The sequence below is a fragment of the Phaeobacter sp. CECT 5382 genome, assembly GCF_001457775.1.
Lineage (GTDB): Bacteria > Pseudomonadota > Alphaproteobacteria > Rhodobacterales > Rhodobacteraceae > Pseudophaeobacter.
Genome location: NZ_CYSG01000003.1, coordinates 246,109 through 270,476 on the forward strand (window position 1 = coordinate 246,109; position 24,368 = coordinate 270,476).

Genomic DNA, 24,368 nt, shown 5'->3' on the forward strand with positions numbered 1-24,368 from the left:
ATAAGTCAATCTAACAGTTTCACTTCAACTCAGGTGCCACCAATGCCCGCAATCATTCGCAAAACCCTGCTTCATGTCGAAGAAACCCTGATCGAGGGCGGCAAAGAAGCCGCCACCCCGCTCAAGATGATTGCCGCCATCGCGGTGATCAAAAACCCCTGGGCGGGCCGTGGTTTTGTCGATGACCTGAAACCGGAAATCCACGACTGCGCCCCCGGCCTGGGCGAAATGCTGACCAAGATGGTGCTTGATGCCGCCGGTGGCGGTGACATGGTCGAGGGCTACGGCAAATCTGCCATCGTGGGGCTCGATGGCGAGATCGAACACGCATCGGCACTGATCCACACCCTGCGGTTTGGCAACCACTACCGCGAGGCCGTCGGCGCCAAAAGCTACCTCGCCTTTTGCAACACCCGCGGCCCCGCCAACGCACCGCTGATGATCCCCTTGATGGACAAGAACGATGGTGGCCGACGCTCGCATTACCTCACCATTCAATGCTCGGTGGCGGATGCCCCGGCTGCGGATGAAATCGTCGTCGCTCTAGGTGCTTCGATCGGTGGGCGCCCGCATCACCGTATTGGTGACCGATATCAAGACCTCAAGGATCTGGGCCATGACGTCGACAACCCTGCAGCTGTCTGAGCCCTTCGGCACCCTCTGCTATCGTGAGGTCGGCACGGGCGAACCGCTGGTGCTGATCCACGGGGTTGGCATGCAGAGTGCTGCCTGGGCGCCACAGCTTGAGGCGCTGTCGAAAACCCATCGTGTTCTGGCATTGGACATGCCAGGCCACGGTGGCAGCAGTGCCCTAGCCGCAGGTGCAGAGCTTGCAGAATTCGTCGCTTGGCTGAAATCCGCGCTCACGGCGCTGAACACCGGGCCGGTCAATCTGGCGGGACATTCCATGGGGGCGCTGATCGCGGGCGGCTTTGCCTGCGAGCACCCCGACATGCTGCGCCGTGTTGCGCTACTGAACGGCGTCTTTCGCCGCTCAGATCAGGCCCGCACCGCAGTTCTGGCCCGCGCCGCTGAGATCAAGACCGGCAAGGTCGATCTGGAAACGCCACTCAGCCGCTGGTTTGGCGACACACCGGTCGAACAGCAGGCTCGTTCGCTGGTTTCCAACTGGCTATCGCAGGTCGAAATGGAGGGCTATGCCACAGCCTATGGTGCCTTTGCCCGCAGCGACGCCACCTACGCAGACAGATGGCAGCAGATCAGCTGCCCCTTGCTGGCCCTGACCGGCGATGCCGACCCCAATTCCACCCCGGCGATGTCGCGCGCCATGGCAGAACTAGCCCAGGACGGCGAGGTGGAAGTCCTGCCCGGTCGTCATATGGTCAACCTTACCGCAGCCGAAACCGTGACCCATAGTCTGCTGCGCTGGCTCCGCCGCGCTGAAACCGCACCAACACCGAAGGAGACCCCAATGGCCCCTGCCCCGCTTGATCCGCGCGCCCTGCGTGATGCCTTTGGCACCTTCCTGACCGGCGTTACGGTGGTGACCAGCCACGACGCTGAGGGGGCTCCAATTGGCTTCACGGCCAATTCCTTTTCCTCGGTTTCGCTCGACCCGCCACTGGTGCTGGTCTGTCTGGCTAATACCTCGCGCAACTATGACGCCCTGACACAGGCCAGCGGCTTTGCAGTAAACATCCTCGCCGAAGACCAGAAAGACATCTCCAATACCTTTGCCCGCCCCTCTGACGACCGATTTGCAGCGGTGGACTGGCAAAAGGGCCCGCAGGGCGCGCCCATTCTTTCGGGTGTTTCGGCCTGGTTTGACTGCTCCATGCACAAAACGGTTGAGGCCGGTGATCATGTCATCCTGATCGGCAAGGTCGAAGGTTTTGACACCAGCACCGCGCCTGGTCTGGGCTATGCCCGTGGCGCCTATGTCACCCCGGCTGCCGAGGCTGAGGCGTTGGCGCAGGGAGCCAATCTGGTGGTGTCAGCGCTGATCGAACGCGCTGGCGAAGTGCTTTTGGTCGACGATGGCAATGGGGGGCTTACCCTGCCGCAAAAACCTGTGGGGCGTGCCGGTGCTTCGGCTGCCCTGACTGAACTGATCGCGGCCTCAGGCCTCGAAGCAGATCCCGGGTTTATTTATTCGGTCTTTGAAGACGCCGCGCGCGAACACCAGCATATCTCGTTCCTGTGTCAGGCCGCCGATGGCGCGCCAAAACAGGGTTGTTTCACACCGCTCAGCGCTTCGACCATGATGGAGGTGACCGATCCGGCCCTGCGCATCATGCTGGAGCGTTTCGCCAGTGAAAGCCGCATGGGCAACTACGGGGTATTTTACGGCAATCAGATCAGCGGCGATGTCCGCAAAATCGTGTCAGGGAGTTGAGTGACATGAAGTTTTCCTTGTTTGCGCATATGGAGCGCATCTCGCCCGATCAGGACCAAAAGCAGCTTTATGATGAGTTCATCGAACTGTGCAAAATCGCCGATCGTGGCGGCATGCATGCCATCTGGACCGGAGAGCACCACGGGATGAATTTCACCATCTCGCCCAACCCCTTTCTGAATCTCGTCGATATGGCACGCCATACAGAAAATGTGCGCCTGGGCACCGGCACCGTAATTGCGCCTTTCTGGCACCCAATCCGACTGGCAGGCGAGGCCGCACTCACCGATATCATCACCGATGGGCGGTTGGATCTTGGCATTGCCCGTGGCGCCTATTCCTATGAATATGAACGCATGATGCCCGGTATGGACGCCTGGGAAGCCGGCCAGCGCATGCGCGAGCTGATCCCTGCAGTGCAGAACCTGTGGAAAGGCGATTATGCTCAGGAGGGAGAGTTCCACTCCTTTCCCAAAACCACGTCCTCGCCCAAGCCATTGCAGCAGAACGGGCCGCCGATCTGGGTGGCAGCGCGGGATCCCAACAGCCATGAATTTGCTGTGTCCAATGGATGCAACGTGCAGGTCACGCCGCTCTGGCAGGGGGACGGTGAAATCGCCAGCCTGATGACCCGTTTCACGGATGCCTGCGCCAAATTCCCCGACGTGCCCCGCCCCAAGATCATGCTGCTGCAACACAGCTATGTGGCCGACAGCCCAGAGGACGTGGACCTTGCCGCGCAGGAGCTGAACAGGTTCTACTGCTATTTTGGCGCCTGGTTCAAAAACGAACGCTCCGTCGATCAGGGCTTGATTGCGCCGCTTTCGGAGGAAGAAATCAAAGCGCATCCCTTCTATTCACCCGAGGCCATGAAGCGCGATCTGGTGATTGCCGAGGCCCCCGGTGTGATCGAACGGGTAAAGAAATATGAGGCGATGGGCTATGATGAGTATTCGTTCTGGATAGACTCCAGCATGAGCTTTGAGCGCAAGAAAGCCTCGCTTGAACGTTTCATCAACGACGTCATGCCCGCTTTCGCATAGCCGCCCGCCTTCGCATAAGGACAGATCATGCAGGAATATCAGCAGTATATCGGCGGCCAGTTTGATGCGGGCGCCGCCCAGTTCGACAGTATCGATCCCGCGACCGGTGCGGCCTGGGCCAGGATGCCCGCGGCCAGTGTGGCAGACGTGGACCGGGCCGTTCAGGCAGCCGAACAGGCTTTTTTTGCCTCTGACTGGGCCAATATGACGGCCAGCCAGCGCGGTAAGCTTTTGTTGCGACTGGCGGACCTCGTGGCCGAAAACGCGCAGCGTCTGGCTGAGCTGGAGACACGTGATACTGGCAAGATCATCCGTGAGACCACGGCTCAGATCGCCTATGTGGCCGAATTCTATCGCTACTACGCTGGCCTTGCGGATAAGATCGAAGGTGCCCACCTGCCGATCGATAAACCCGACATGGAAGTCTGGCTTCGGCGCGAACCGCTCGGTGTGGTGGCCGCGATTGTACCGTGGAATTCGCAACTGTTCCTGTCGGCGGTCAAGATCGGCCCGGCGCTGGCCGCGGGCTGCACTGTGGTGCTCAAAGCATCAGAAGAAGCCCCGGCACCCCTGCTGGAATTTGCCCGTATCTTTGATCAGGTCGGCTTTCCGCCCGGCGTGCTGAACGTGATCACCGGCGGGCCAGAGGCTGGCGCCGCACTGACCAGCCACTCAAAGATCGCCCATGTGGCTTTTACGGGCGGTCCGGAAACTGCGCGTCATATCGTGCGCAATTCAGCTGAAAACCTCGCCTCTACCTCGCTGGAGTTGGGCGGGAAATCGCCTTTTATCGTCTTTGACGATGCCGATATCGAGAGCGCAGTAAATGCCCAGATCTCTGGTATCTTTGCCGCTACGGGGCAAAGCTGCGTTGCGGGGTCCCGCCTGGTAATTTCCAACAAGATCAAGGATCAGTTTTTAGCACGGCTCAAGGAAAAGGCTGAGGCCGTGGTGATTGGCGCGCCCAATGATATGGCAACCGAAGTTGGCCCGCTGTGTACAAAGGCGCAGCGCGACCATGCGCTAGCGCTGATTAAGGCCTCAACAGAGGCGGGCGCAAAGTTGGTGACAGGTGGCACCACGCCTGATGGGCCAGGCTATTACTTCCCCCCTACCATTCTGGATTGCTCTGACAGTCCCAACGCCCCCTGCCTCTCTCAAGAGTTCTTTGGCCCGGTCTTGTCGGTGATCAGTTTCGACACCGAGGCCGAAGCCCTGGCCATTGCCAATGACACCAAGTTCGGTCTCGCCTCGGGCGTCTTTACCCAAAGCCTGACACGCGCCCACCGGATGATACGGGGCATTCGCGCCGGTATAGTCTGGGTCAATACCTACCGGGCGGTTTCGCCTATTGCTCCCTTTGGCGGTCATGGCCTGTCCGGGCACGGACGCGAAGGTGGGCTGCAGGCGGCACTGGATTACACCAAGGTCAAAGCGGTCTGGTTGCGCACATCAGATGATCCTATCCCAGACCCCTTTGTCATGCGCTAGCTGGTTTCGCTCGCCTCTAAGGCGCTTTGGCATGGGCATCGTGAAAATTCTGCCTATGGTACCCGCATGATACCATAGGCAGGACCCACACGACCTGCTGGCCCAAAGGAGCGCATACGATGAGCAAGTCCCTGTTTTCCCTACCAGAGCCACTGTTGATCCCGGTACGCGGCGAAGAGGCTGGTTTTCCAATTGGTCGGATCTTCTGCGTCGGGCGCAATTACGCCGCCCATGCTGCCGAAATGGGCGTCGAGGTCGATCGCGAAGCGCCGTTCTATTTCACCAAATCAGCGGCCAATGCAGTGCTATCTGGCGGTTCGGCTCCCTATCCGCAGGGCACCGAAAATTTCCACTATGAAATGGAGCTGGCACTGGCCATCGGCAAACCTGTGTTTAAGGCAACCCCAGACGAGGCCCGCGCCGCCATCTACGGCTATGGCTGTGCGCTGGACATGACCCGGCGCGATCTGCAAATCCGTGAGCGCAAAAAGCAACGCCCCTGGGATCTGGGCAAAGATCTGGAACAGGGCAGCGTTTTCGCCCCCTTGACCAAGGCCGAAGACTGGGGACCGGTGAGCGACCAACGTATCTGGCTGACTCTGGACGGGGAGACCAAGCAGGATGCCAGCCTCGCAGAGCTGATCTGGTCGGTCGAAGAAATCATCTGCCACCTGTCCGGATTCTATCACCTGCGACCTGGTGATCTGATTCTGACAGGCACCCCGGCCGGAGTCGGACCAGCCCTGCCCGGACAGACCATGCTGGGAGAAATTGATGGGCTAGATCCGGTTTCACTGAAGCTGTCAGCAGCGGATCAGAAGTAGCCTCTGCCCTATCGGACAGCACGACAGGTACGAAACCGGCAAGATCATGTATGCTTGATCCATTCGCAATGATGGTTTTGCTTTGCATATTAAAACCTGCCACTGCGTTTCAAGGATCACCAGCTCATCCTGAATGCAGTTTCACCTGCGCCCTCGTGTCGCCCGCAAAACGTATAAAAGAAGGATTGATATTCACAACATTTGATGTTGGAATGTATCAAGATGACACAAGAGGCTAGAATCCTGTAACATTAATGAAAGCCGCAGCGGCAAGACGCGCCGTTCGAAAATTTCATGAGTGAAAAATACATAATCTGCCATTGATGGTTACAAATGCACCCAATAGCAGAGGGATCGACGGTTCGTTTTGCGAACCACGCCAGGGTCGTTGAGATCAGAATGGAAAGAAACGCGCCAGTTATTGCAACATCGTTACAGGTTGATGATATGCTGGCAAAATCGAAGGTCAAAGGGAGGAACCACATGACCACTCGCAGAAAGCTTCTCGGAGCCGCAGGCGCCACAGCCCTCGCAGCGCTCTGCGCCACTTCGGCATTTGCCGAAAACGTCACCCTGAAAATGCACCAGTTTCTGCCAGCTCAGGCCAATGTGCCAAAGCTGATTCTGGACGTCTGGGCTGACAAGGTCGAAGCAGCATCCGGTGGCGAGATCACCATTGATCGCTTTCCTTCCATGCAGCTCGGCGGTAAGCCACCAGAGCTGATGGACCAGGCCATCGACGGGGTTGCAGACATCGTTTGGACCGTTGTTGCCTATACTCCCGGCCGTTTCCCTTCGACCGAGGTGTTTGAACTGCCCTTCATGGTGACCAATGCCCGCGCCACCTCGCACGCGTTTTGGGAAATGTTCGATAAGCACATGAAAGACGGTGAATTCAAGGACGTCAAAATCCTGGGCACATGGGTACACGGCCCCGGCATGATTCACTCTGCCGATCCGGTTGAGACCCCTGGCGATCTGCAGGGCATGAAGATCCGTGGCGGTGGCCGCTCGGTCAACTCGCTGCTGACACAGCTGGGCGCAACCCCCGTTGGCATGCCCGTTCCAGCGATCCCCGAAGGCCTGTCAAAAGGCGTGATCGACGGCACCACCATTCCATGGGAAGTCACCACCGCGCTGAAAATTCCTGAGCTGGTAGAAAACCACACCGAGTTCACCGGCAAGGCTCTCTATTCGCTGACCTTTGTTCTGGCGATGAACAAAGAGAAATACGAAAGCCTGTCGGACGCGCAGAAAGCGGCGATCGACGAGAACTCCGGTCTTGAATTCTCGGTCTTTGCCGGCGGTGTTCAGGAAGACTCCGATGGCCCTGCCCGCGAGTTCGCGCTCGACAATGGCAACAATGTCATCACTCTGGATGAAGCCCAGACCGCCGAATGGCGCAAGCTGGCGCAGCCCGTCTATGACAAATGGCTGGCCGACATGACCGAAAAAGGTATCGACGGTCAGGCGCTTCTGGACGAAGCCTCCTACCTGATCGAAAAATACACACCACAGTACGTCAAGTAAGTTAGAAATACAGCCAAAGGGCCGCAGCAGCATCTGTGCCGCGGCCCTTTGCGCATTATTAAAGGGTTTAAACCATGCACAAGCTCATGATGGGGCTGGCCAGATCCATGGCCATATTGGGTGGTATGGTCCTCTCTCTCCTGATCATCCTGACCTGCCTGTCGATTATCGGTCGCCTACTGAATGGCTTCCTTCACGGCGACATGATGCAAGCGATTGCGCCCGGGTTTTCAAATTGGATGATCACATGGGTCGGACCGATCAATGGCGATTTTGAGCTGGTCGAGGCCGGCGTTGCCTTTGCCATCTTCGCCTTTCTCCCCCTCTGCCAGATCACCGTTGGCCATGCGTCGGTCGATGTTGTGGCCGATGCCTTTCCCCGTGGCGTGAAACGCTTTTTGCGCATGGTGACAGAACTGCTGTTTGCAGCCGCATTGATCCTGATTGCCTGGCGCCTGGCTGCGGGCACGATCAGCAAGTTTGGAAATGGCGAGACCTCGTTTCTGCTGGAGTTCAAGGTCTGGTGGGCCTATGGCGCCAGCCTCTTTGGCGCTGTGATTGCCGCTATCGTCGGCGCTTATATGGGTGCCATGCGCACCATCGAATTTTTTACCGGCCGCATCCAAATTTGGGACGGCGTGGAGGGTGAACAGTGACTGCTCTTGAAATTGGCATTGCCTCCTTTCCCATCCTGATGGGTCTGATTTTCCTGCGGGTTCCTATTGGCCTGTCGATGTTTCTGGTTGGCCTTGGCGGGCTGATTCTGGTGACCGACGGCACCCAGGTGGCCTTTGGCCGCTTGAAAAGTGAGACCTACACCACCTTCTCCTCCTACTCGCTGACCATCGTGCCGATGTTCCTGTTGATGGGACATTTTGCGACCCTGGGCGGAATGTCCTCGGCACTGTTCAAAGCTGCCGAAGGCTTTCTGGGCCACAAAAAAGGTGGCGTCGCCATGGCCTCGATCGGCGCCTGCGCTGGTTTCGGTGCTATCTGTGGTTCATCGCTGGCGACAGCCGCCACCATGGGCCGCGTTGCCCTGCCCGAGCTGAAGCAATACGGCTATGCGGGTGGTTTTTCTACCGCAACACTGGCAGCAGGCGGCACCTTGGGCATTTTGATCCCGCCCTCGGTGGTGCTGGTGATCTATGCCATCCTGACCGAACAAAACATCGCCAAGCTGTTTCTGGCGGCCTTTATCCCCGGCCTGTTGGCGGCCATTGGCTATGTCATCGTGATTTCGATCTACGTGCGCCTGAACCCCAAGGCCGCAGGCACCCGTCCTGCCATTCCCTGGTCCGAACGCTTTGCCAATCTGGTCAAAGTCTGGCCGGTTCTCACGGTCTTTGGTCTGGTTGTGGGCGGTATCTACGGCGGCTTGTTCACCCCAACCGAGGGGGCAGCAGTGGGTGCCTTCGGCACCGGTTTGATTGCCTGGCTGAACGGCGGCTTGGATCGCCCAAATCTAGTCGACAGCTTCATGGTGACAGCGCGTTCCACCGCGATGATCTTTTTCATCGTGCTCGGTGCTGGCTTTTACAATGGCTTCCTCGCCCTGACCAAAGTGCCACAAGAACTGGCTGATTTTGTCGTCAGCCAAGGCTTCAGCCCCTGGATGGTTCTGGCCCTGATCCTCGCCTTCTATCTGGTCTTTGGCTGCCTGATGGACAGCCTTTCAATGATCCTTCTTACCATTCCGATCTTCTTCCCGGTGATTTCGGTCATGGACTTTGGCCTGCTATCCCTGATCGATATGCAAGCAAGTGCAGCCATGGAGGTGCTGAACAACGGGATACCTGATGGCATGGGAGCAGAGATGCTCGCCTCAATTCAGGATGCCATCGCCACCGGAACTGAGCTCACCCGCGAACAGATGAAAGAGCTGGGCATTCGGGTCACCGAGGGGCGCGTCAACCGTATCGAAGCCGAATATGTCGCCATCTGGTTTGGTATTCTGGTGCTCATCGTGGTCGAAGTTGGCTTGATCACACCTCCAGTTGGGATGAACCTGTTCATCATCAACGCAATGGATCGCAAAACCAGGATGATCGATACCTACAAGGCAGTGATGTACTTTGTGGCCTCGGATATCATCCGTGTGATCATCTTGGTGCTCTTCCCGTTCATCACCCTGCTGCCGCTGTATCTTTTGTACTAAAGCCCGGCACGAGGAGATCAAACAGCGCCCTCTTCCAGCCCTGCTGGAAGGGGGCTTTTTGATAGAGGCGTTTGAAAGCCCTCTGCCCCGAAGTTAGGGTGGCGCAGGCAAAGCGCAGGCGCAGAACAGGCAAGGAATTATGATGACAGAACAGGTTAGCAAGACAGGCAACAGCCCCACCTTTGTCCACAGTATCCGTGTTGGCTGGGGCCACTGCGATCCAGCCCAGATCGCCTATACCGGCCACCTGCCCGGCTTTGCGCTGGAGGCCATCGATGCCTGGTGGGAGCACCACCTAAACGGCGATGGCTGGTATCAGATGGAGCTGGATCGCGGCACTGGCACGCCCTTTGTGTCAATGAACCTCGAATTTCGCAGCCCAGTTACCCCCCGCCACCGCCTGGAGTGCGAAGTCTGGCCCTCGGCTATTGGCACCAAATCGGTGACCTTCCGCGTCGATGCCCGCCAGAACGACACCCTCTGTTTCGAGGGCCGGTTCACCTGCGTCTTTATTGATCCCTCAGAATTCAAAGCGCGCCCCGCCCCCGCTGACTATCGCGCCGTGATCGAGGCCAATCTACGGCCAGAGTAAGAGCGCTACAGCGCCTCTCTCAGCCAGCCATCCGCAAACCTGACTTGGCTAAGCCCGGCAAAACGCGCAACGCGTTCCAGCTCTGCCTCAAGCCGCTTAAGACGTGCAGGCGAAAACGTAGCGCGCCGCTCAGGCCAGAGCGCCGTCACCCGCAGGCAGTCCCCAGCCCGATCTGCTTTCATGTCGATGCGCCCGACCATCTTTTGCCCTTCGATGAGCGGAAAGACATAATAGCCATAGATGCGTTTTGGCGCGGGCGTAAAAACCTCGATCCGGTAGTGAAAGCCAAACAGCCGCTCGGCGCGTTTGCGATCCCGCAACATCGGATCAAAGGGGCTGAGCAGCCGCAGCCGACCGGGTGCCGCTCCCAGTTCTGCGGCCTGCGCAATGGTATCCGGGCGGGCAAAGCTTTTGCGCAGGCTCCCGTCTGCCGCCTCGACCTCGATTTCTTCAATCTCACCGCGCGCCTTGGCCGCGCGGCACCAATCGCGCGCTTCGGCAGCTCTGGCCGTATCCCAAAACGCTGCAAGTTCCCCAGAGGTCGCAAAACCCAACCGGTCCAGCGCGGCATTGCACAACCAGTCAACCGTGGGCGCGGGGGCCAGCGGATCTGGCGGCGCATGCAGCCGCTCTTCGATCACCCGCTCGGTCAGGTCATAGCGTTTTTGAAACCCCTCACGCCCCACCACAGTCAGCGCGCCAGTGCGCCACAGGTATTCAAGGGCTGTCTTTGAGGGATGCCAGTCCCACCAGCCGCCAGATCCTTTCTTCTCGTCTTTGCCCAGATCCGAAGAGCTGACGACACCATGGTCACGAATATGTTTCAGCACCGTCTCAAACTGTTGCTCAAAGCCATCGCGCCGCCAGTTGCGCCAGCGCTTGCGCAGCAATACCTCATCGCGCTGAAACCGCAGATGCCATTGCGGATAGAACTCTAGCGGGATCATCGCTGCATCATGGGTCCAGTGTTCAAACAGTGCCCCACCGCCGTGGTAGAGTTCCGTCAGATGCTTGGGTCGATAACTGGGTCTGCGCGAATACAGGATCACATCATGCGCCCGCGCCAGGGTGTTGATACTGTCGAGCTGCACAAAACCGAGCCGGGAAATCAGCTGCAACAGATCCGCGCCTTTGGATGGCCCCGAGGGCTGTTCCAGCAGCGCGTGACGATCCATGAAGAGACGCCGCGCCGCAGTGTTCCCTAGACGCGGCAGGCCCATCAGCGCCGCTTCAGCGTGTCGCCATAAGAAATCGTCGGTGTAAGGGTCACGTGGCGTTCCAACTCCACCTCCGGGTCATCCAGTTGTGCGGCGATAATTTCAGCCGCCTTGCGCCCAATTTCCAACCGGCAGGCATCCATGGTCGCCAGCTGGCGCGGCAACCCCTGCAAAAGCTCAACCCCGTTAAACCCCGCCAGACCGATCTGACCCGGCACATCAATGCCCTGATCCATCAGATAGAGCAGCCCACCTGCCCCAATCATATCGTTGGAATAATACAGAAAATCCAGATCCGGAGAGCGTTCCAACATCTCCTGCGTCATCTCGCGCCCCTTCGCCAGGGCAGAGCCACCAGAATAGAATGCGCGATCCTCGATCTCTACGCCTTCCTTGGCGAGCGCTTCGGTGAAGCCCTCGAACCGTTTGCGCGCCCGATGATCCAGCGGCATCTTGGTCCCCATGAAACCGATATGGCGATAGCCTGCTTTCAGGATCGCCTTGGCCATTTCACGCCCGGCGCGACGGTGCGAGATCCCCACCATGGCATCCACTGGTTTGCCATCCGTATCCATGATCTCGACCACGGGAATGCCGGATGCATTGAGCATGGCACGTGCCGCCTCGGTATGTTCCAGCCCGGCAATGATTACACCAGAGGGACGCCAGGACAGCATCTCGTAGAGGACTTTTTCCTCTTTCTCTGGCTGGTAATCCGTCACCCCAACAACCGGTTGCAGCGCTGTATTTTCAAGTACCTGATTGACGCCTGTCAGCACCTCAGGGAACACCATGTTCGACAGCGAGGGAATAATGACAGCAACCAAGTTCACCCGATTGGAGGCCAGTGCGCCAGCGATCTTATTGGGGACATAGCCCAGCTCTTTGGCCGCAGTGAGCACTTTAAGGCGGGTTTTCTCTGAGACATCCCCCCGGTTTCGCAACACACGGCTAACCGTCATTTCCGAAACGCCTGTAGCGTCTGATACATCGCGAAGGGTGAGCGGGCGCTTGTTTTCCGTGGTCACGTTTTACGGCCTCTTATTATGCTGCAATTCGAAGGTTAGCGCACAGTGTGCACTCTGTACAATGGGCCGCGGCCAGCCTGCGTAGAAATACGAACTGTAGGCGGCACCTGCCATTGTGGTGACAGGTATGATTTGCTATCGCGTAAACAGGTCCGGCCCCGTGGCTCAACTGGATAGAGCAGCCCCCTCCTAAGGGGCAGGTTGCAGGTTCGAATCCTGCCGGGGTCGCCAAATAAAAAAATTATTGCAATTCAAGGTGGTTACAGGCAAGTGGGAACCGATTTGTGGTGTTAGGGACACCACTGAGGGACACTACCGGAGCACCGTCATGCAATACATTGAGCAGCCGAAAGGACCGGGGACCGCCTATCGCTTCAGGATGAAGGCCCCTCAGAGTTTGCGGGGCACGCCAAATCCTTGGGCAGAAGGCAAGTCCATCGGAACGTGGATCATCAGATCAATGGCAGGTGAAAGGCATCTGCCCAGCGCCAAGAAACTGCGGGACATTTACCTAGCTGAGGTGCGGAAGCTTGAGATCGAATACCGGGCACGGCACAGGTTCAGTCTGGAGAAGGCAGAACTATGGGCAAACGCACTGCGGAATGACCGCGACGCCACCCTTGTGCGCGACCTCGTCTACGACGAAGCCGAGAGGGCACCCGAGAGCGACCGCAGGGCATTCCTCAAGGTGGCCACGGCGACTACGCTACCACTGTCCAAGGCGAGAGAACAGTATCTCGAGGCACGGGAACCGGGCAATCCCTACGGAAACAAGCCGCTTGGCAAGACGTCGGCGAACGAGGTGGTGACGGCAGTCAACTACCTCTGCGCCTTCATGGACACGACGCCTGATGCCCTGTTTCTCGATGAAATCACTCCCGAACTGGTATCAAACTTCCAGCATGAGTTTCTCCCCGCGCAAACGTCCAAAAAGACGAGCAGGCCGCTCACACCCGCGACCACTGAGAAGCTGATCACCATGCTTCGAGGTCTCTGGCGCTGGGCGCTGGCCAGACGGAAGGTAAAGCTGGAAGCGAACCCATTCAACCGGCCCGATGACGACGTGCCGAGAGTAAAGAAACAGAACGAGCCAAAGCGCGACCAGTTCAAGCCCGAGGAGACCCGAAAAGTGCTCGCAGCGGTCGCTCAGGGTGACCGGTTGGGAGACCTTTTCAGGTTGGGGCTGGTGACCGGGGCGCGGGTCACGGAGATCGCAAAAGTGTCCGTCGCAGGAACGAAGGAAGACGGGTCGGTTTTCCTCATCGCAGGTGGCAAGTCCGAGAATGCGAAGCGCGTCGTCCCCGTGCCCACGGTCGCACAACCCATCGTCCAGCGTCTTCGTGCCGCTGCGCTGGAGGGAGAACATGATCGGCTGTTTCACGCATTCCCTATCAATGCCGCGACGGGGACAGCCAAATCAGCTTCTAAGGCATTCACCGGGTTGCGGCGGAAGGTGCTCGGCAGAGAGACCGATGAGCGCCTAGCATTCCATTCTCTTCGACATACATGGAAGACGCTCTCTCGCAGAGCCGGTCTATCAATCGACGATGCCCACGACCTCGGCGGATGGGCCGGTGTAAGAAGAACATCAGACCCATACGACCACGGGCTGAACGAGAAAGAACTTGCTGCAGCACAGGAAAAGGTCGCATCGTTACTTGAAAAAGAGGGCTTCCTCGAAGGTTTTTGAGGCCTGTCCTTCCAGAAATTTTGCCAATAATCCTATCTATTATGCTGCCTTCATCGCACAAGTCAGACTCGTTCAACAACGGTATCGTAGAGCCCATACCGAGAGAGGCCCGAGTGACTTGCGATGCCACTATAAGAAAGCGACGCATCCTCATACCTACGAAAGGCAAATACGGCTTGGTTCATATGCTCCGTGTTGAACACCTTGAGGCGAACCAGCAAGTGGAAGTCGGCAACGGTCAGCCCTGTCACGCTCAAGAAAAGGTCGGGTTCGAGTTTCGTGATTACATCTTGCAGCGTGTTTTCGCGGAAGTCTGTCAGATACATAAACGCGGGTATCCGAGTTGCGAATTTTACTAGCTTTTCTTGAACAAGTTTCCGCTTCGATTTGAATTCTCTCTCCTCTGCGGAAAGCTCATTCCTTTCTTTCTCCGTGATGTCGCCGGACTTGGCCTTCCCCTTTAGTTCTTTGACCTTTTCGCTCTTGTTGATGATCGTTTCGATGATGTTGTCGCCGAGCGCGCGCCACCCTTCGATACGTTCCACCGCCTTCATGGCTTCTTCGTCGTCCATGATGCGGCGTAGGGTATCGTTATCGACGTTCACCAACAGCGCGCTTTCCCATTTACGAGCCAGCAGCGTCGCAGAAGTTCCGGCCATCGCAATGTCCAGAATGCCGCCAGCATCAATCTGGGTCATGTTCGCGCCGTCGTAGGCCAGCACCGGCAAGAACGACACAAGATCACGAACTGCGTTTTCAGGGTTTGGTTCGTTTGGCGAAAGCCCAATGCCGTATTCCGACAACTGACGAAGAGCGCGGGTCGGTGCAAAATCGAAGACAAAGCAAACCGGCTTGAGAACTTCTTCCTCGTTGGGATTGTCGCCATTCGGGTTCTTGATCGCCCACGGTGATTGCACCCTAAACGCGGCTTGAAAATACGTTTCCGGCGATTTCAGGTTCCGCAGCATCAGGATTGAGGACCATTGCTTGACCGTCACGCCAGTGGTGAGCTTGCCGCAGGACAGGGTTATCGACTTCGTGTCAAAGCCGCTGCCGATAGCCTCGCGAACTGGTGGTAAGGCTTCAAGCCCGATGCCAGCGGACGTGCCTGCCGACACAACCACGTTGTATTCGTGCCAAAAGGTGTTTTGCCGCTCGGCCAACAGTTTTGCCATCGCATGACATGCGGCGACGTTTGGCAGGAACCAGAAAGAGTGCTGGAGGTATGGCAACAGCCGCACGTCGGAATATGGAAACGGCGGTCGTGTCCCTGTTCTGAGGTTGTCCACCACGTGAGCCCCGTGCTGGCCCCTGATGATATTCAACCACGTCTGAACTTCATCCTTGTAGTTGAACTCGGCATCTACGCCTGTCCCGGTCGCAGCAAAGAACTCGTTTAGGTCGAACTCGTCAAACTCACCGGTGCTGGCAATGGCCAACAGATCATCCGGCATTTGATAGGTCAGCAACCTCATCTGTGGCAGCGAGCCGTAAGGGTTCCATTGGCCAGGGTGGTTTGCGGAAAACTCAGCCTTGGCGCGTTGCTCGTCGGTGTAGGTCCAGTTGAAAATCTGTTCTTCAATGAACTCGCCCGTTGCCAGCGCTTTGAACGGCGTGCCTGATAGATAGAGAAATGCCCGCGTTTTGATCGACAGGAACTCTGCCTCAGCCTCAAGCGGTTCAGCCATCTCGGCCACACGGTCAGTGAGTTTCTTTGCATCTTCGAGAAGCTTTTCCTCGCGCTCAAGAGCTTCTTCTTCGCCTTCGAACAACTCCTTCGCGCTCTCGCGCCATGCGCCGAAATGGTATTCGTCAAAAACCACCAAGTCCCAATTGACCGCGTGAAGCCATTCGTTCTTCGCCTTGACGTGACCCAGCTTGTCCTTGCCCAACATGTCTTGGAACGATCCAAAGTAAACCACAGGTTTGCTTTCGTCGATCTGGGTTGGATCGGCATCCGACTTGCGGGACAAGTATTGCCAGCCATCGAAATCGACATGGCTTTCAAGATCTGTTTGCCACGCATCTTCTACGGCTGGCTTGAAGGTCAGCACCAGCACCCGTTTTGCGCCCATCTTGCGGGCCAACTGGTAGGTGGTGAAGGTCTTGCCGTAGCGCATCTTGGCGTTCCACAGAAAGCGGGGAACGGCGTGCATGTCCTCGGACCAGCGCGACATGTAATAGGCGTGGGTTTCCTCGACCGCTTCAGCTTGTTCCCGACGCATGGGAAAGTCGAGATGATGGGTGCCAGAAAGTTTCTGCCCGGAGCGCAGTTCCGTAAGGACGGTCTGCACATCCGCAAGCGAACAACGCATCCATTCTTTTTCAGTATTCACAAAACCCTTGCTGACAAGGCGCGCACGCACTTCATGGTCGGTTATGAAAGAACCGTCCGCGCGTTCTGCTGGCTCATCAAGTTCGATGGTGAAATTCTTGATCGCAGCGGTGCCGAGTTGCTCGTTTACCCGTTGCCGCACATCCCGTGTGGTCTGCCCGACTTTGAGAAGGCCCGCGTGGGCGGCATCGTCAATCGAATAAGCATATATGCGGGGGCGAGCCTTTGGTTTTGGCTCTAGAATGTCGTCTACGGTTCGCGCCATCAATCATCTTTCAGCTTGTCGAACAGGTCCAAGTCCATCGGGCGGACGATTTTTTCGACAAAGGCGATTTCCTCGTCATTCAGGCCATACTTTTCATACAGTTCTTCATCGGTCCACTGACGATCCCAGCTTTGCTTCGGCACAAATGTGTAGACCCGCTTTGTGGTGTCCTGAGAGGGCTTGTGCAAAAGGATCAAAAAGCGGGTCAATCGGCATCCCAAATACGATAGGGCACTTTGTGCTTCCTCCTTCTCGGAGAAAGGGCCAATGCAAAGATATGTCTCGGATGAGATTGAAGCCGGCTCGCCAATAAAGGGTGTGCTAATGATTTTATGTGGATAGGTGTCTCTGTTTCCCGTGCCAGGTGCAGCGCGGCCAGTAAAAACCTTCCATCCATCGATGTAATTCAAACCAGCTTTTATGGTTTCTCTAGGAGTAAAGCCGACGCCTCCGTTTTGATACACTTTGAGGTCGTTCTCTTTTGGCGTCTTCTTCCCCTTGAAAGTTGTTGTTAACCCAAAGGGCTTCCGCGAACTGACCATCGTGTCAAAGCGCTGATCGTCTGGCAAGACGAGGGTTTCATCTTGGCCAGTCTCAACTTTCATAACCTTCTTTAGGATTGAGACCCCCTCATTGAACCTGACAAAAATCTCCACCCCGTTTTCCAACAATGGCCGGGTTGCTTCGGATACAGGCCAGTCCTTAAAATTCGTTGAGATGCGACAATCTCCGGGGTGATCTTTATCCCACAGGAAATAGCAAACGCCCCCTTTGAGGCCAACGCCGGGAAATACATCTGCCGCACTGAGGTAATCGTTGATCGAACGCAGGCGGTCATCTTCGAGCATGGATTTTCGGAAATCGTCAAGGCCCTTCCCTCCAGCGAACCAACGAGAAGGTATCACCATTGTCAGGTAGCGTGGGTCGAGCGCTTTCGCCTGCTCTACGAACTTGTGGTAGATGGGTGCTGCGCTTGTACCATGCCCTCCATCGTCCAATTGATAGGGTGGATTTCCGATTACCACGTCGAAGTGCATGTCGCCTCCAAACAGCGCTGACACGCGCTCTTGTATGTTGTCTGTATGGATAAAAGCATAGGCGTGACTTTCGCGGTCATCACCTCGATCCAGTGTTGAACTGCTGGCTCCGCAAAAGATGCACTTTCCCTTGTTCTTTTCGTTCGGTTTTTCCCAAGTATGTTCCACCCGTTCAAACCAGACATTGCCAGTTTCAGAATTGATGCCGCGCGTGATCGAATGCGGGCCATTTGCGTGTTTGGAGCAATACAGCGACCGCCGTGCCAGCATGGCCGTCAGTTCGGTGATGCCAATGCCGAACACCTGCCGAGTCAGGATGTGGTCTACACGCGCTTGTAACTCGGGCATCTGTGGCTCAAGGCCGTCGATCAGACGTTTGGTGATTTCGCGCAGGAACACTCCTGACTTGGTGCATGGGTCAAGGAACCTGACGGACGGGTCGGCCCAAATATTTGAGCCGTTATTGTCCGCTGCCCATGCTTCTGCCAGCGTGTCCAACATCCGGTTGGCGAACTCAGGCGGCGTGAACACTTCGTCGTTGGACAGGTTTGCAATGCAGGACAGAACGTCCGGGTTCCGCCCGCGCAGCGTGAAGGCGGCTTGATTCATGCTGCGGCCTCGGGTGCTGGCCCATTTTGCTCGGCTAGGTCTTTGATCGTCATTGGCGGATAGGTCTTCGTCGGTTTGAAAATTTCGTGGTTCCCAAGACCCGCGAATAGCGACCCCTCGGCGTTAAATGCAGATGCGCCGGTTAATGCATCCAATCGGAAATCCCGACGCTGGAACTTACCTTTGCCAATATATCCCCATTCCGCAAATGAAATCGGACCACCAAGAGTTGTTTTCATAGATAGCGCATCGCCGTGAACGAGGTTGGTAGAAAGAACATGCGACGCAGCACGGTACAGATCATCCTCTAACGAAAGGCCCAGATAATCTGACAGCACTTCCAGCATATTGGCCCGGCATTCTTCGATATTGTCGGCCAGAAGCTCGATCCCGTAGCAGCACATCAGAGCCAAGAGCGTATAGTGACGGCGGTTGAAATCAGACTTGCCAAACTTCATCTGAACAGCCGCCAACTTGCGTTGCAGGACCGGCACGAGGAAGTTGCCGCTACCGCACGCGGGTTCTAGGAAGCGGGCATCGATCCGCTCTGTCTCGCCCTTCACAAGGTCAAGCATAGCGTCCACCATCCACGCAGGGGTAAAGACTTCGCCATGGTCGGCGACACGTTTTTTCGAACGAATGAGGCTCATAAGCTATTAATCGCAAAAATAATCGTGCCCTCCAAGGGCTAACCTTGGAAATCAACTGGTTCATTTACACCCTACTTGGGGCGGAAAAACATGAAGCAGTTGTGGAAGCAAAAGTGAAATACTTTCTTTGAAAAAATCTGCCAAGGAATGAAATTTATCGAAGCTGGAGATCCCCCCCGGGTGCCCCTTTCCTCCTCCCACAAGTTTCAACGCTCCAGCATGCCCTTCGATTAAGTTCGCAACTCACAACGAGCGTGCATTAGGGTATAGGCTGACGAACACGTCAGAACATAGCGCTTAGTCTGTTCAAGAGGGTTGACTTCGCTTTCTGAACACCCCAGTCATATGAACAGAACTCAAGTGAACAGGAAAACACCATGTCCAAGGCAATCTTCTATGCCCGCGTTTCCACCAGTGAACAGACCAGCGACCACCAAGAACAGCAGGCGCGGTTGGCAGGGTTTGATATTGATGAAGTTGTGACCGATCATGGCACCTCAGGCGTCACCACCAAATTGGCGGAAAGACCCAACGGCAAGCGGTTGTTTGATATGCTACGCGAAGGTGACGTTCTGGTGGTCCGTTGGGTGGACCGCTTGGGGCGCAACTATCAGGACGTGACGGACACCATTCGGGCGTTCATGCGGCGTGGCGTAATCATCAAGACCGTGATCAATCGCATGACCTTCGACGGTTCCACCACAGACCCCACACAGCAGGCCGTCAGGGACGCTCTCATTGCCTTCATGGCCGCAACCGCACAGGCCCAAGCGGAGGCTGTAAAAGAGGCCCAAAAGGCTGGCATAGCGTTCCACAAAAACGCATCCCCAGAGAAGTTCAAGGGCCGCAAACCCTCCTTTGACAGGGCCGCGTTTGATCAAGTGATGGCCTTACATCAGGCGGGTCAGGGTCAGTCAGCCATCGCCAAAGCAACGGGTCTACAGCGCAACGCAGTCATTCGGATTACAAGCGACCCTGCGAAGGTGGACGCGACGTTGAGCCGATGGGGCATGTGAGGCGAACAATAAACCCGCAACCTATCGATTAGCCCGCATCCTTGCCCAAAAGAGGCGTCCGGCGATTAACCCACCCCCTGTCGATTAACCCACCCCCTAGCCATAGGAAGCAGGGGCGCTCGGCGCGAATTGTTCAGTCGGTCGCACTTCTCAAACGTCATGTTCAGTCTAAAAGCTGCCCCGCCTTGACCAACGCGTCAGGTGCGGGCGTCTTTGTTCTGCGCGTAGTTTCGAGATAGGGCGACCAGTTCTTTTCACGAGACAGGGTCACCAGCCTAGACGCTTCAGCGGGGTTTCCCGTTCGGCATCCTCCAACAACATCATTCAGTAATCGCAAGGACCACCCACATGACGACCATCAAGAAACCGGCTGGCTTGTCCAGCGCGGCCCCATTGTGCTGCCCGCAGTGCAGCGTAGAGTTTCACCCCAAGAGAAAAGACAAGAAGTACTGTTCATCCAAATGCGCCAAGGCGGCGACGCGAAATGCATCGCGCGGTGGAAGATCATTTGAGCAGAAAGTGACGAATGAAGTCCACTACTGCCGCGCCCGTGATCTTGCCGATATGCTATACACGGCCCCCGTCACTGCACGACTTGGCATAATGAAAGCGATACTGGACGCAGCATCAGATCACGACAGCGGGTTGCGGCGTATATTGACTGACCCAACGTTCCTCAAAGCATCCCCAGAGACCCCCCATTTATTCCATCGCCGCGCGCCTAGTTCCTACAAGACCATCAGCCAAGCAGCGAACGCCTACACCCAGAAGTTCCATGGCATTTCCATCCAAACCTACCTCAAGGATGCCCGTTCGGGGGCACTGAAAGAACATCACGAGGTCAGCCGGAAAGTGGACTATGGTGCGGTGCCGGTGCTGACAAAGATCAGGAAGCCAAAATGCTGGCACCGGCCTCTGTCTGACGACAAAAACATGGAAGCATCTGAGCAACTTGCCTCCGACATGGAGCGAGTGCAGCGTATTGTTGATGATGCGCAGGCTCGTGCAGAAGGTCTTCTTGAAGCTGCCTGACGTGGCCCCGAACGTCCCTCCGTATATGTAATAGAGAACACCTTAATGGGACCTTTGGGTTCTACTCCGTCTTGGCTGTGCCAAGATCAAGATCATCTTTCAACGCTGCACTTTCATGAGCACTTGATCACCAATCCTGCTTCGCAGGGTCCAACATCAGGTCGCTTGAATGGGAAACTCTCAATTCGGCTTCGCCTTGGGAGACCCATTGAGGAGATAGTCACCATCGGGCAGCCTCTAACACATCAGCTTTAGATTCAGCCTCAGGATGCAATTTATGCCGACGCGCCCTCGGCATGGGTCTCGGCAAGCGCAGCGATTATCCAGTACTTGGGAATGTGGCCATGAGGCAATGACTTATTAAGTTCCTAGTCGGGGGGCAGTGGGGAGGGCTTTACGGCTCTCCTCATTGTTCAAATCTTAATGATCACGTCTAGCGACAACCGGGTTACAAATGGTCGCTATGCGGACTTTGCGACCGATCATCACAAGCAAGGTGATAGCAACCGGAGCACTGAAAAACGTGGTCTCTGTTGGTCGACGATTTGCCGAGAAGGTCAGCGAGCGGCTAGGCCACCTTCAGCTTAGCATCGTTCCCGCCATAGACCCTATCACCAAGGCCCCCGGCAGTGTGGCCCATAATCCTGCTCTCGACACGCTCGGACGTGCCAGCCAAGATCAGTCAATTTTTCATGTTATGGCGCAGTGACTTAACCACATGGTGTGAGTTCTTGGTCACGGAGCGTAGGTGCCTCATCAAGGCCGCAGGGGCCGCGTTAGGGCCATTCTCGCGAGCATATTTCGGGAACAACATGAGGCGTACTGACGCCCCTTAGAGGCAGCTAGAGCGTCGCCCGCGAGGAGAGCCGACATGCCTAACCACGATGATATAGGGTTCATCAAAGGTGCCCGCGACTTGGATGAGGAAGCTGGCACTGAACTTAAAAATGCTACCAGCGCAAGGCTTCACGTATAGAGCTTTCCAAGGGTGTCGGGTGTGCTGGTAGAGCCACCTTTCTAAGTAGTGTAAAGTTCACCACTGCATAAGTACACCACCTCAAAAATTATATTTATTATTGAAATCAATTATATAAACGAATTTTGACCGCTTGCGCTCCCCCTCCTGCCGGGGTCGCCACTTTTCTTCTAAGCGAAAAGACCGCCTATACCTGATCTATCTCTACATGTTGGCCTTGGGCGCTGGCATGGCGATGGCCTTCAGTGCTGTCTCTCACGGGAGCAAGGTCAATCTGATAGCTTTGCCACACAATTGAGTGTTCTAATCTGGGGTTAGCCCTGCCGAGGTTCCCGCTTGAAGTTCGAGACGATAGGCTTTGGGTGTTTGACCTGACCAGCGCTTGAACGCGCGCGAAAAGGCACTTTGTTCCGAAAACCCCGTAAGAAAGGCAATTTCAGAGAAAGAATAGGTTGAGGCGCTGATGAGCTGCTGGGCCAGTTTCTGTCTTGCCTCATCAACCAGAGCCTGAAAGCTCTTTCCTCTTTCATTCAGCCGCCGCTGAAATGTCCGCCCTCCCAGCCCCATGGTTTTTGACACCTCTGAAAGCTGCGGAACACCGCCGCTCAGAAGTTTCGCGATCTCTTCGATCACCTGTGTTTCAAACGGCTGCTCGCAGACTTCCTCCTTGGCGAGAGCCTGATCCAGATGCTCGATCAGGAAGCTCCAGATCCCCGCATCGCCAATTGTGCAGGGCTGGTCGACCTGTTCGATGTCAAAATGCAGAGCGTCTGATTGCGCACCGAATTCCGGCACACAACCGAAATGCGCAACCAAAGCATCAATCGAGCCTTCTCTTTCATGGACAAATTGCACGTGGCGTGGCTGCAGATCATTGCTGGTTGTTTCGCGACAGAGTGTGAGTGTGGTCGCCATTGCGGCCTCGTTGGACAGAAAACTCCCAAGCCGGTCGACATAGGGCGCCTGCATGGACCAACAGAACCGGTCACCGTCCTGATCAGCCGAGAAACTGGCAACGCGGTTGTGTAGCCGGATGTAGCGCCAGATACGTTGGAAACCATGGCGCAATGTCGGAGCCGATTTGAAAGCGAGACCAAAGACACCAAATTCGTCGCAACACATACTGCGACAGGTTTTCATATGAAACTGAAGGTCAGGAAACTCACTCTCGGCAATCGCTTCAAGCAGATCATAGTAATCCGCGACAGAGACCATCACCGATGGATCCCTGACCGTCTCTGGGGTCAGGCCAATGATGTCAAACAGCCGGTCCTTGTCTGGGATCTGTACCGCATGTTCGATCTGTTTTCGGGCATAAATAGCGGAAACGGTCGTCAAATCCCTACTCCAAAATGTGGCGTCTCAAATGATGCGCCAAGAATAGGACGCGGTAACTAATCCGTTACCAAAGGTTCCGCCTTTGGCATACCCTGTCAAGTCTTTGGCACGTTCGGTCAATATTTGAGCGCCTCAAATTGCGTAGTCATCAAAGCACACAAGGAGTTTTGATTTTTCCTGTCTCCTTGGATCTAGCCGCGCGCAGGTCGCGCATTGTTTGACAGTAAGGACGCAATCATGAACTCCTCCATTACACCATTCATCAAATTTATGGCCGTTGCCCTGCTCGGGGGATGCGCCACACTCACCGCAGCAACCCTGGTATTGGGTCTGGGTACTTTGCCTTTAAGCGCACAAGAAGCGCGTGTCGCCACCGCCAAGCTGCCTCCGATCAACGATGGTTTGCCGATGCCGGGTTTCGAGGTCACAACGTCGGACACGGCCATTGTGATTACAGATCCCCAAAATGACTTTTTGTCGCCCGACGGTGTTACCTGGGGCGTGGTCGGGGAAAGCATCACCAAGAACGGTACCGTCGCCAACCTTGATGCCCTCTTCTCGGTCGCTGAGGAAACCGGAATGCCGGTCTTTGTCTCACCACATTACTATTTTGAACATGACCATAAGTGGAAGTTCGAGGGGACACTTGAAACCCTGATGCACAGCATTGGCATGTTCGACCGACCCAGCGCGCTGGACAAAACCGGATTTGAAGGTTCCGGCGCAGACTGGCTGGAAAGCTACAAACACTATTTTGAAAATGACAATGTGATCGTGTCCAGCCCGCATAAAATCTATGGCCCTGATAGTAATGATCTGGCGCTGCAGCTTCGCAAGGCTGGCATCAACAAAGTCATCCTGGGTGGCATGTCGTCAAACCTGTGCACGGAATCACACATGCGGTCGCTGATCGAAGCCGGGTTCGAAGTCATGGTCGTCACCGATGCGACCGCTGGTGCCATCACCGAGCACTACGATGGCTACGCCTCGTCACTCACCAATTTCCGTATGATTGCCAGCGCAATCGACAATACCGAAAACACAGTGCGCGCCATCCAAACAGCCTATGGCATGTAGTGTTTTCAGGGTGAGAATGCCCGAGAGATCACCCTGAACGGCGATCATTTGCTCTTCTGCGCCTCAGAACAGCTTGCGCTTGATCGCCCCTCCCGGCCCCGACG

General features: G+C 56.2%; 19 protein-coding genes and 1 tRNA gene. 14 read left to right on the plus strand and 6 right to left on the minus strand.

What is annotated here, in order from left to right; all coding sequences use genetic code 11:
* Positions 1-42: 42 nt before the first annotated feature.
* The 9 genes from PH5382_RS04890 to PH5382_RS04930 all read left to right on the plus strand — a co-directional run bounded on the left by PH5382_RS04890 (position 43) and on the right by PH5382_RS04930 (position 9,994).
* Positions 43-645 carry an amino acid synthesis family protein gene (locus tag PH5382_RS04890; protein WP_058333231.1) on the plus strand — a complete coding sequence of 201 codons (603 nt, stop codon included), beginning with the start codon at positions 43-45 and terminating at the stop codon, positions 643-645.
* Complete coding sequence (locus PH5382_RS19370) at positions 617-2,356, plus strand: alpha/beta fold hydrolase (RefSeq protein WP_082645560.1); 1,740 nt, start codon at positions 617-619, stop codon at positions 2,354-2,356. The genes PH5382_RS04890 and PH5382_RS19370 overlap by 29 nt, the downstream gene beginning before the upstream one ends.
* A 5-nt stretch (positions 2,357-2,361) precedes the next feature.
* Positions 2,362-3,399, plus strand: a complete 1,038-nt coding sequence (locus PH5382_RS04900; protein ID WP_058333232.1) for an LLM class flavin-dependent oxidoreductase — start codon at positions 2,362-2,364, stop codon at positions 3,397-3,399.
* Positions 3,400-3,426: 27 nt separating this feature from the next.
* Positions 3,427-4,890: an aldehyde dehydrogenase gene (locus PH5382_RS04905; RefSeq protein WP_058333233.1), complete on the plus strand. Its 1,464-nt coding sequence runs from the start codon at positions 3,427-3,429 to the stop codon at positions 4,888-4,890.
* 119 nt (positions 4,891-5,009) lie between these two features.
* The gene (locus tag PH5382_RS04910) at positions 5,010-5,714 is read left to right on the plus strand and encodes a fumarylacetoacetate hydrolase family protein (protein ID WP_058333234.1); all 705 of its coding nucleotides are present in this window, start codon (positions 5,010-5,012) and stop codon (positions 5,712-5,714) included.
* Positions 5,715-6,197: 483 nt separating this feature from the next.
* On the plus strand, positions 6,198-7,244 hold the full coding sequence (locus tag PH5382_RS04915) for a TRAP transporter substrate-binding protein (protein WP_058333340.1): 1,047 nt from the start codon (positions 6,198-6,200) through the stop codon (positions 7,242-7,244).
* A gap of 74 nt (positions 7,245-7,318) precedes the next feature.
* A complete protein-coding gene (locus tag PH5382_RS04920) occupies positions 7,319-7,900 on the plus strand; it encodes a TRAP transporter small permease (RefSeq protein ID WP_058333235.1) in 582 nt (193 codons plus the stop codon).
* Positions 7,897-9,402: a TRAP transporter large permease gene (locus PH5382_RS04925; RefSeq protein WP_058333236.1), complete on the plus strand. Its 1,506-nt coding sequence runs from the start codon at positions 7,897-7,899 to the stop codon at positions 9,400-9,402. Before PH5382_RS04920 ends, PH5382_RS04925 begins: the two co-directional genes overlap by 4 nt.
* Before the next feature lie 142 nt (positions 9,403-9,544).
* On the plus strand, positions 9,545-9,994 hold the full coding sequence (locus PH5382_RS04930) for an acyl-CoA thioesterase (protein ID WP_058333341.1): 450 nt from the start codon (positions 9,545-9,547) through the stop codon (positions 9,992-9,994).
* A 5-nt stretch (positions 9,995-9,999) separates the two neighbouring features.
* Here the strand turns inward: PH5382_RS04930 and PH5382_RS04935 are convergent, their stop codons facing one another.
* Both PH5382_RS04935 and PH5382_RS04940 read right to left on the minus strand, forming a co-directional pair.
* Complete coding sequence (locus tag PH5382_RS04935; RefSeq protein ID WP_058333237.1) at positions 10,000-11,214, minus strand: winged helix-turn-helix domain-containing protein; 1,215 nt, start codon at positions 11,212-11,214, stop codon at positions 10,000-10,002.
* Positions 11,214-12,239, minus strand: coding sequence for a LacI family DNA-binding transcriptional regulator (locus tag PH5382_RS04940; protein ID WP_058333238.1), 1,026 nt, complete (start codon positions 12,237-12,239; stop codon positions 11,214-11,216). The genes PH5382_RS04935 and PH5382_RS04940 overlap by 1 nt, the downstream gene beginning before the upstream one ends.
* A gap of 154 nt (positions 12,240-12,393) precedes the next feature.
* Between PH5382_RS04940 and PH5382_RS04945 the strand changes: the two genes are divergently transcribed.
* Together PH5382_RS04945 and PH5382_RS19375 are read left to right on the plus strand one after the other, a co-directional pair.
* Positions 12,394-12,470: transfer RNA gene (locus PH5382_RS04945), tRNA-Arg, on the plus strand.
* Positions 12,471-12,567: 97 nt separating this feature from the next.
* Positions 12,568-13,929: a tyrosine-type recombinase/integrase gene (locus PH5382_RS19375; RefSeq protein WP_082645561.1), complete on the plus strand. Its 1,362-nt coding sequence runs from the start codon at positions 12,568-12,570 to the stop codon at positions 13,927-13,929.
* Between the two features lie 62 nt (positions 13,930-13,991).
* On the opposite strand, the gene PH5382_RS04950 is transcribed toward PH5382_RS19375, so the two are convergent.
* The 3 genes from PH5382_RS04950 to PH5382_RS04960 are packed head-to-tail and all read right to left on the minus strand — an operon-like array spanning position 13,992 to position 18,825.
* Complete coding sequence (locus PH5382_RS04950; protein ID WP_058333239.1) at positions 13,992-16,529, minus strand: GIY-YIG nuclease family protein; 2,538 nt, start codon at positions 16,527-16,529, stop codon at positions 13,992-13,994.
* The gene (locus PH5382_RS04955) at positions 16,529-18,175 is read right to left on the minus strand and encodes an Eco57I restriction-modification methylase domain-containing protein (RefSeq protein ID WP_058333240.1); all 1,647 of its coding nucleotides are present in this window, start codon (positions 18,173-18,175) and stop codon (positions 16,529-16,531) included. The genes PH5382_RS04950 and PH5382_RS04955 overlap by 1 nt, the downstream gene beginning before the upstream one ends.
* Positions 18,172-18,825 (minus strand): N-6 DNA methylase, encoded by a 654-nt coding sequence (locus PH5382_RS04960; protein ID WP_058333241.1) that lies wholly within the window; start codon positions 18,823-18,825, stop codon positions 18,172-18,174. Before PH5382_RS04960 ends, PH5382_RS04955 begins: the two co-directional genes overlap by 4 nt.
* Positions 18,826-19,202: 377 nt before the next feature.
* On the opposite strand from PH5382_RS04960, the gene PH5382_RS04965 reads away from it, so the two are divergent.
* Positions 19,203-19,841: a recombinase family protein gene (locus tag PH5382_RS04965; protein WP_058333242.1), complete on the plus strand. Its 639-nt coding sequence runs from the start codon at positions 19,203-19,205 to the stop codon at positions 19,839-19,841.
* 348 nt (positions 19,842-20,189) lie between these two features.
* Entirely contained in the window at positions 20,190-20,873 is a 684-nt protein-coding gene (locus tag PH5382_RS04970; protein ID WP_156414834.1) for a hypothetical protein, read from the plus strand.
* A gap of 1,279 nt (positions 20,874-22,152) precedes the next feature.
* Here PH5382_RS04970 and PH5382_RS04980 read toward each other — a convergent pair.
* Entirely contained in the window at positions 22,153-23,187 is a 1,035-nt protein-coding gene (locus PH5382_RS04980) for an AraC family transcriptional regulator (RefSeq protein WP_058333245.1), read from the minus strand.
* Between the two features lie 237 nt (positions 23,188-23,424).
* Here PH5382_RS04980 and PH5382_RS04985 point away from each other — a divergent pair, with 237 nt between their 5' ends.
* Positions 23,425-24,264, plus strand: a complete 840-nt coding sequence (locus tag PH5382_RS04985) for an isochorismatase family protein (protein ID WP_231751796.1) — start codon at positions 23,425-23,427, stop codon at positions 24,262-24,264.
* The last annotated feature ends 104 nt before the right edge of the window (positions 24,265-24,368 follow it).